The organism is Polynucleobacter sp. MG-28-Ekke-A2 (assembly GCF_035012985.1).
In the GTDB taxonomy this organism is placed as follows: domain Bacteria; phylum Pseudomonadota; class Gammaproteobacteria; order Burkholderiales; family Burkholderiaceae; genus Polynucleobacter.
Window position 1 is genome coordinate 1 of the sequence record NZ_JAYGQU010000042.1, and the last position, 2637, is coordinate 2637.

The 2637-nt window shown below is 43.6% G+C and carries 3 protein-coding genes; 2 read left to right on the forward strand and 1 reads right to left on the reverse strand.

Going from position 1 to position 2637, the window contains the following annotated elements:
* On the forward strand, positions 1–161 hold a 161-nt coding region (locus tag VC188_RS12095), incomplete at its 5' end, for a transposase (protein WP_416350516.1).
* Between the two features lie 56 nt (positions 162–217).
* Complete coding sequence (locus VC188_RS11790; protein WP_323484091.1) at positions 218–1006, forward strand: IS3 family transposase; 789 nt, start codon at positions 218–220, stop codon at positions 1004–1006.
* Positions 1007–1206: 200 nt separating this feature from the next.
* Here the strand turns inward: VC188_RS11790 and VC188_RS11795 are convergent, their stop codons facing one another.
* A complete protein-coding gene (locus VC188_RS11795) occupies positions 1207–2298 on the reverse strand; it encodes an EpsG family protein (RefSeq protein WP_323484092.1) in 1092 nt (363 codons plus the stop codon).
* Positions 2299–2637 lie beyond the last annotated feature (339 nt).

The window sequence follows — 2637 nt, forward strand, 5'->3', positions numbered from 1 at the left end:
CCACCTTTTATAAGTGGCGATCTAAATACGGCGGCCTAGAAGCTTCTGAACTTAAACGCGTTAAGGAGCTAGAGCAGCAGCTATCAGAATATAAAACGATGGTGGCTGAGCTGACCCACGATAACCGAGCGCTCAAGAACTTAATTGAAAAAAAGCTCTAGCGCCAACCGGTAAAAGAGATGCAGTCGATTACCTGGTTGGCGAAGAAGCAGTACCCATTACTAGAGCTTGCGCTCACATGGGGCTAGCTAGGTCATCGTATTACGAGCGCCCAGAGACTAGAGCTAAAGCTGATGAGCCCGTCATTGAGGTGCTTAATCAAGTAGTTGCCAAGAATGGGCGCTGGGGTTTTAGATTGTGTTTTGATTGGATGCGCAATCAGGGCTACGAGTGGAATCACAAGCGGGTATGGAGAATTTACAAGGAGATGGGCTTGAACTTACCCAGAAGAACTAAGAAGCGCATCCCCAAGATGCCGAGAGTTCCGCTCATTGCCCCGACCGAAGCCAACTCGATGTGGGCCTTAGATTTTATGTACGACACCTTGCATTACGGAAGACCCTTTAGAACCCTGAACGTCATCGATGAATCCAATCGTGAGATCTTAGCTATTGAAATTGATATTAGCCTGCCAGCAGCCAGAGTAGTCAGAACATTGGAGCAACTAGAGAGTATCCATGGTTTACCTCAGGCGATACGCCTGGACAACGGGAGTGAACTTCGGTCTGCAGTCTTTATGGGCTGGTGCGAATCCAAAGGCATTGAGCTCAAATTTATCCAGCCGGGCAAACCGCAACAAAATGCGTTTATTGAACGCTTTAATAAAACCTACCGTCATGAAGTACTCAATGCGTATTTATTTGAAAACCTCAGGGAGGTGCGTGAAATTACAGAAAACTGGATCACGATTTACAACGAAGAAAGACCACACAGTTCCCTTGGCAGAATATCGCCTAGAGACTATCGAGCACAGGCAGAAAACAACACTTTAGGAATGTCGGGTTGACGGGGGATACTACAACTTAATTCGGCGGATAAGTAGTATTTTATTTTTATGTTGAAAAATCTACTAATAGTTGATTTATCTGCACAAATTTAAACTAAGAGGAAAATTTAGGCGCGGGACAAAGGCTTACAGGTTATAAACCTACCAACAACAGTCCAAGTGACTGGTGAAGCTGTTATGCACCATCAATTTCACAGACGCTATCCCAAAATCCAGTCTTGAACTAATTCCAAGCGAAGATAAAGCATAAGCGCCAGTAGGCAAGTTAGCCCTATTTTAAGCCTGGAGTTCCCAGCATTACCGGCCAAAAAAACTAGGGGCAGTGTGTAAAAGTCAAACAGACGGGTTTGTATAACCGGAATAATTGCAAAGAACCAGGCGAGCGCTAGGCCAAGAAGTAAACTCGCGGCAACGATATTGGAGATTTTTTTATGCTCTTCTGTAGCTGTAGACCAAAGCCAAACTCCATAACCCAGTAATGGTAAATATCCCCATGGAAAAACTTTCATCCCATCATAATTCCCCGCTTGTAAACCTGAGAAGTAAGTTGCCGACTCGGCTGCAAGGCCCAACCAACCGAGCATTGAGGCGTCAGGGTAAAGTCCCACATAAATCAATCCTAGCAAAATGACCGTACAACCTGGAAAAATCCAGGAGCGTAATCCAAGCAGTCTGTAAGCCAAAAGACCGGGTGAGAAAATCCCCTGCGAATGCACCATAAAGTTCGATAAGAGAGTAAGTCCACCTAACAGGACTCGGGAACGTACTAACCAGTAGATACCCAGCATCATCCAAGCAGAAGCAAAGCCCGCACGTAACTGTGTCATGTCATACTGAATAAAAGATAGGGGCACAAGCAACAACAGAGCAAGCAATCGCTGTCGGCAAAGACGATCTATCACAAATAACTTGATGCACACCCCCAAACCGCTCAGCACTAATGCAACGTCCAAACTGCCTGGCCAATACTGCAACCCTAAACTAACAAGCCCAAACCAAACGTAATCTCGCACAATGGGCGAACCATTTGAGCAATCACCAACCGGACACAGAGCATTTAGAATCTCGAGGTAGGAAGGGTCATCAAGCGCCAGCCCAAAAGGACGTAACAACGCAAAAGCAGAGAGCAAAAATCCGAATACCAAGAAAAGGCCGCGATCAATCCCCTTTCGATGAACAGGGTGAATCAATGAAGTGCTAAAGGCTGCAACTAAAAGTAGACCCATAAAACAGAAAGCCGCCAGGGTGTATGGAGCGGAAATAGTAGAAAGCCCAAATAGTTGTAACTCCATAAACACGATAAAAAAATCAACTTTCTAAATATATGAACTTAAGGAGATAGTAAATATGAGCCTCATAATCATTGATCAGCAGGAATATTCTTATCCTTTTACGGAGATAATCAATACAACTTTATTTTCATATTAATTAATTAAATAAGTTATCTGACCCGGAAAAGATTCAAATGAATTATTAACAAAGCTAAAATGATGATGCCTTTGCGAATGCGAAAATCTGCCCCGAAATAGAACAAAAAGAGGTTTGCCAAAAATACAGCCAAGATGCATTATGAAACTGTCATACGTAACCAATACGTTTACCTCATAAGAGCCAAGAAGTTTTATTAAATC

Coding starts and splice junctions, on each gene's coding strand:
- VC188_RS11795 (WP_323484092.1), bottom strand. CDS start 2,298: ATGGAGTTACAACTATTTGGGCTTTCTACTATTTCCGCTCCATACACC.